The sequence below is a fragment of the Pseudomonas sp. CAM1A genome, assembly GCF_047501685.1.
GTDB lineage: Bacteria > Pseudomonadota > Gammaproteobacteria > Pseudomonadales > Pseudomonadaceae > Aquipseudomonas.
In genome coordinates this window covers 1-6,334 of the sequence record NZ_JBFNXP010000031.1, presented here as the reverse complement: position 1 = coordinate 6,334, position 6,334 = coordinate 1, and the positions used below count along the sequence as shown (strand labels likewise).

Annotated in this window: 2 protein-coding genes and 1 pseudogene; all 3 read right to left on the bottom strand. The window is 66.8% G+C overall.

The window, feature by feature from the left end:
- The coding region (locus tag ABZO33_RS26680) for an amino acid adenylation domain-containing protein (RefSeq protein ID WP_414538487.1) at nt 1-1,211 on the bottom strand (1,211 nt) is incomplete at its 3' end.
- Nucleotides 1,199-2,863, bottom strand: a pseudogene (locus ABZO33_RS26675) (condensation domain-containing protein); the annotation flags it as partial. The pseudogene ABZO33_RS26675 and the gene ABZO33_RS26680, both read right to left, overlap by 13 nt.
- Before the next feature lie 150 nt (nt 2,864-3,013).
- On the bottom strand, nt 3,014-6,334 hold a 3,321-nt coding region (locus ABZO33_RS26670; protein WP_414538486.1), incomplete at its 5' end, for an amino acid adenylation domain-containing protein.

The following is a 6,334-nucleotide window of genomic DNA, read 5'->3' as shown; positions in this document are numbered from 1 at the left end:
TGCTGTTCCAGCGCCGTGCGCGGGGCCACGTAGCCCTGTTGCAGCTGGCTGGCATCCGGCTTGGGCAGGGCCTTGCGGTCCAGCTTGCCGTTGGCCGTCAGTGGCCACTGTTCCAGCACCAGGAAGTGCGTTGGGACCATGTAGTCCGGCAGGTTGGCTTTCAGGTGCTGTTTCAGCGTGTCGCGCAGGGCTGCGTGATCGGCGGATGGGTCCTGGGCAATCAGGTAGGCAGCCAGTTGCTTGCCCCCTGCTCCGTCAATGTCCAGCACCAGCACTTCACGTACGGCCGCATGTTCTTGCAGGCGCGCTTCGATCTCGCCCAATTCGATACGGAAACCGCGGATCTTCACTTGGTGGTCGATCCGGCCCACGTACTCGATCACGCCCTGCTCGCGGTAACGCGCCAGGTCGCCGGTGCGGTACAGGCGTCCGCCCTCGCTGGAGAACGGGTCCGGCACGAAACGTTCGGCAGTCAGCGAGGCACGGTTGTGGTAACCGCGTGCCAGGCCGGCATGGCCGACATGCAGCTCGCCCGTGCAGCCCTTGGCCACCGGGTTGAAGTCGGCATCCAGCACGTACATCGACAGGTCCGGAATCGCCGCACCGATCGGGCTGCCCGCCTGCTGGGTATCGGCAAAGCGGATCGGCCGGTAGGTCACGTGCACCGTGGTCTCGGTGATGCCGTACATGTTGATCAGGTTGTCGCAATCTTCGCCGAAGCGCTCGAACCAAGGCTGCAATGCCGCCACATCCAAGGCTTCGCCACCGAAGATCACGTAGCGCAGCGACAGATCAGAGGCACTGTCACAAGCCACGCGCATCAGGGGTTTGAACGCCGATGGGGTCTGGTTGAGCACGGTCACGCCCTGCTCCACCAGCAGCTGATGGAAGTCTTCCGGCGAACGGGTCACTTCACGCGGCACGATGACCAGACGGCCGCCGTGCAGCAGCGCACCGAAGATCTCCCACACCGAGAAGTCGAAAGCGTACGAGTGGAACAGTGTCCATACGTCCTGTGCACCGAAGCCGAACCAGGCGTCCGTCGCCTTGAACAGGCGCAGCAGGTTGTGGTGCGGCAGCAGCGTGCCTTTCGGCTTGCCGGTGGAGCCCGAGGTGTAGATCACATAGGCCAGGTTGTCCGGCTGGGTCAGGTGCTCGGGGTTTTCGTCGCTGTAGCCGGTGAGATCATCTTCCAGCTTCAGGCTGCGCACCTGCGCCGGTACAGGYAGCTCAGGCGATCCTGCGGATACTCCGGGTCCAGCGGCACATAGGCGCCACCGGCCTTGAGGATCGCCAGCAGGCCGACGATCATCTCGAAACCGCGCTCGACCGCGATGCCCACCAGCACATCCGGCCCCACGCCCTCGGCGCGCARCTTGTGTGCCAGGCGGTTGGCACGGCGGTTGAGCTGATCGTAGCTCAGCGCCTGCCCGGCGAAGGTCACGGCGATCGCCTCAGGCGTGCGCGCCGCCTGCTGCTCGATCAGCGCGTGAGCGCATTCGGTGCTCGGGTAGTACTGCACATCAGCCGTCCACGCCCTCAGTTCTGCCGCATCGAGCAACGGCAACTGCGCCACGCGCTGGGCGTGATCCTGGCTGATGCCCTGCAACAGGTTGCGCCAATGCCGGCCGATGCGCTCGACCGTGGCCGCATCGAACAGCGAGGTGGCGTAGGTGAACGCCGCAATCAGCCCGCCTTCGTGTTCAGCCGTATTGAGGATCAGATCGAACTGGGTAGTCTGCCCCTCCCAGCTCAACCCCTCGACCTGCAGCCCGCCCAGCTCACGGACCATGCCCGCACTTTCGGCCTGGTGGTTGAACAGCACCTGGAACAGCGGGTTGTGGCTCATGCTACGCTCGGGCTGCAGCGCCTCGACCAGTTGCTCGAACGGCAGGTCCTGGTGCGCCTGGGCCTGCAGCGAGGTTTCACGCACCTGCTGCAGCAACGCGGCAAAGGTGGTTTGCGGCGCGAACTCGGCCTTGAGTACCTGGGTGTTGACGAAGAAGCCGATCAGCCCCTGGGTTTCGGCACGAGTACGGTTGGCCACCGGCACACCGACGCGGATGTCGGCCTGCCCGCTGTAGCGGTGCAGCAGTGCCTGCAACGAGGCCAGCAACAGCATGAACAGGGTCACCCCCTGCTGGCGCGCCAGGGCTTTGAGCCCCTGCGCCAGGGAGGCATCGATATCGATGGCCAGGCGTGCGCCCTGGAAGTTCTGCACCGACGGCCGCGGGCGGTCGACAGGCAGCTCCAGCAGCGGCTGCTCGCCCGCCAGTTGCTCGCGCCAGTAACCGAGCTGGCGCTCCTGCTCGCCCGCCTCCATCCAGTCGCGCTGCCACAGGGCGTAGTCGGCGTACTGGATCGGCAGCTCGGCCAGGGTCACCGGCGCGCCCAGGCGCAAGCCCTCGTACAAGCGGATCAGCTCGTCCACCAGGATCGGCGTGGACCAACCATCGGAAACAATGTGGTGCACAGTCAGGATCAGTACATGCTCTTCAGGCCCCAGCACCAGCAGCCTGACCCGCAGCAGCGGGCCTTGCTCCAGGTCAAACGGCTGCTGGACCTCGGCCTCCACCCGCGCGCGGATGGCTGCCTGCAGATCCGTCGAATCCACAGCCACGAACGGCTCCACTGCCAGTGCCACAGGCATTGGCGGATGGACGATCTGCACCGCGCCGTCACCTTCCTGGCGGAAGGTGGTGCGCAGAGTTTCGTGGCGCGCCACCAGGCTGTCGAAGCTGCGCTGCAACGCCTCGACATCCAGCGCGCCCTTGAGCCGCAGCGCCGCCGGGATGTTGTAGGCGGCGCTGTGCGGGTCGAGCTGCCAGAGGAACCACTGGCGCTGCTGTGCGTATGAAAGCGCTGCCCCGTCCGCCGAGTCCCTTCTGAAGATCGGGGTGACCCCGTAGAGGTTGACACCCTGGCGCTTGAGCAAGGCTGCCAATGCCTTGCGCTCCCTGGTGGACAGCGACTTTACGGAGTCGAGCAGCTCTTGCACTTTGAATGTCTCCCGCTAAGCGATCAGATTATCTATTTCCTGTGCAGTAAGACGTTTCAAGGCCTCCAAGGATTTAGTCAGCTCGTCATGGGCGTTGGCGACCTGCCCCGACTTGCGCTCCACCACCTGACTGAAGTCGGCCAGCGTGGCCTGTTCGAACAGCTCGTTGAGGCTCAGGTCGACGCCCAGTTGTTCGCGCACCCGGCCGATCACCTGGACGATCAGCAGCGAGTGCCCGCCGAGGTCGAAGAAGTTGTCCTGCAGGCCCACCCGCTCGACCTGCAGCACCTCGGCCCAGATCGCCGCCAGCTTGCGCTCCAGCTCCGTGACCGGCGCCACGTGGGCTGCCTGCAACTGGCTGGCGTCCGGCAACGGCAGGGCCTTGCGGTCGAGCTTGCCGTTGGGGGTCTGCGGCATGCGCGCCAGGCCGACCAGATGGCTCGGCACCATGTAGTCCGGCAGGCCGGCCTTCAAGTGCGCACGCAACTCGCCGCGCAGCGCTTCCACGCTTTGCTGCGCATCGTGCAGCACCAGGTAGGCCGCCAATTGCTTGCCGGCTGGGCCATCGATATCGATCAGCGCAGCCTCGCGGATCGCTGGGTGCAACAGCAAGCGCTCCTCGATTTCGCCCAGCTCGATGCGGAAGCCACGGATCTTCACCTGATGGTCCAGGCGCCCGATGTACTCGATCACCCCGTCCTCGCGGTAGCGGGTCAGGTCGCCGGTGCGGTACAGGCGCGCGCCCGGCTCGCTGGCGAACGGGTCCGGGACGAAACGCTCGGCGGTCAGGCCCGGGCGGTTGTGGTAGCCCCGCGCCAGGCCGTCGCCGCCGATCAGCAACTCGCCCCGCGCGCCTTGCGGCAGCGCGTCGAGCTCATCGCTGACCACGTGCAGGCGGGTGTTGGCCAGCGGCCGCCCCAGCCACACGTCGTCGCTGGCGGTCAGGTAATGGCAGGCCGACCAGATGGTGGTCTCGGTCGGGCCGTATACGTTCCACACATGCCCGGCCTGGGCGATCAGGCGCTGGGCCAGCTCGGCGCTCAGCGCCTCGCCGCCGCACAGTACCTTCTTGCCGGCGAAGGCTCCGGGTGGCGCGGCATCCAGCAGCATGCGCCAGGTAGACGGAGTGGCCTGGACGATACTGACCGCCTGGGCCCGGATCACCGCCAGCAACGCCTGCGGGTCCTTGTTCACCTGTTCGCCCAGCAGCACCACGCAGGCGCCACGCAGCAACGGCAGGTACAGCTCCAGGCCGGCGATATCGAACGACAGCGAGGTCAGCGACAGCACCTTGTCGTTAGCGCTGATCCCTGGCTGATGCGCCATGCTGCTGAGGAAGTTGACCAGCGCGTCGTGGCGGATGGTCACGCCCTTGGGCTTGCCGGTGGAGCCGGAGGTGTAGATCACATACGCAAGGTTTTCCGGCTGTGCCAGCGGGCGCGGGTTGTCCTCGCCGTATTCGCCCGGCAGCGCCTGGTCCAGGCACAGGCTGCGCACCTGCGGCGGGATCGGCAGGCGTTGCAGCAGGGGGCTCTGGGTCAGCAGCAGGGTGATGCCGCTGTCCTCCATCATGTAGGCCAGACGGTCCTCGGGGAACTGCGGGTCCAGCGGCACGTAGGCGCCACCGGCCTTGAGCACCGCCAGCAGGCCGACGAGCATGTCCAGGCTGCGCTCCACCGCGATCCCCACCAGCACATCGGGGCCGACGCCCAGGCTGCGCAGGTGGTGGGCCAGGGCGTTGGCGCGCTGGTTCAGTTGCGCGTAGCTCAGCGACTGCTCGCCCAGCACTGCGGCGACGGCCTGCGGTGTGCGGGCGGCCTGCGCCTCGATCAGCTGCTGGATGGTCTGCGCGCGCGGGTAGTCGGCGGCGCTGTCGTTCCAGGCGTACAGGGTGCGTTCGCGCTCCTCGCGGCTCAGCAACGGCAGTTCGGCGACGCGCTGCCCGGCGTCCTGGCAGATGCCCTGCAACAGGTTGCGCCAGTGCTCGGCCATGCGCGCCACGGTCGCCGGGTCGAACAGGCTGGTAGCGTAGGTCAGGGTCGCGCTCAGGCCGCCTTCGTGCTCGGCAGTGTCCAGGGTCAGATCGAACTGTGCGGTCTGCTTGTCCGAAACCAGCCCTTGCAGGCTAAGGCCGGCCAGCTCACGGGATTCACCCAGCACCTGGGTCTGGTGGTTGAACAGCACCTGGAACAACGGGCTGTGGCTCAGGCTGCGCTCCGGCTGCAGGGCTTCGACCAGTTGCTCGAACGGCAGCTCCTGGTGCGCCTGGGCGCCCAGGGCGGTGCGCTTGACCTGTTGCAGCAGTTCGTCGAAACGCATCTGCGGTTGGAAGCGCGCATCCAGCACCTGGGTGTTGACGAAGAAGCCGATCAGGCCTTCGGTCTCGGCCCGGGTGCGGTTGGCCACCGGCACGCCAACACGGATGTCCGACTGGCCGCTGTGGCGATGCAGCAAGACCTGGAACGAGGCCAGCAGGAGCATGAACAGGGTCACGTCATGCTGCCCGGCCAGCGTCTTGAGCTGGGCAACCAGGCTTGGCTCGAGGTCCACCGGTAGGCGCGCACCCTCATACTGCTGTACCACGGGGCGCGGGCGATCAGTGGCCAGTTCGAGGATCGGCTGGGTGCTGCCCAGGCGCGCCTGCCAGTAATCGAGCTGGCGCTGTTGCTCGCCGGCTTCCATCCACTGGCGCTGCCAGGCCGCGTAGTCGGCGTACTGGAACGCTAGCTCCGGCAGTTGCGGGACCTGACCGCGCAGATGGCTTTCATAGCCGCGTACCAGTTCGTCGACCAGGATCGGCATCGACCAGCCGTCGGCGACGATATGGTGCAGGACCAGTACCAGCACATGCTCGTCGGCGGCCAGGCGCAGCAGGCAGGCGCGCAGCAGCGGGCCGTGTTGCAGGTCGAACGGCTGGCGCACCTGGGTCTCGACCCAGGCCTGCACGCCGGCTTCTTCCAGGGCCGCCGTGGTGATGTCCAGCGGCGTTTCCAGCCGCGCATGCACCACCAGCTCGGCACTGTCGCCCTGCTGGCGGAAGGTGGTGCGCAGGGTTTCGTGACGGGTGATCAGCGCGGCGAAGCTGCTGCGCAGCGCCTCGATATCCAGCTCGCCCTTCAGGCGCAGGGCCGAAGGGATGTTGTAGGCAGCGCTGGTCGGTTCCAGCTGCCAGAGGAACCACTGGCGCTGCTGGGCGTAGGACAAGGCCAGCGGCTGGTTGCGGTCCACGACGCTGAACGCTGGTGCCTGGCTCGCCGCGCCTTGGCCGGCGGCCTGGGCGAAGGCCTGTAGGTCGGCGGACTCGAACAGGCTGCGCAGCGACACTTCCACGTTCAG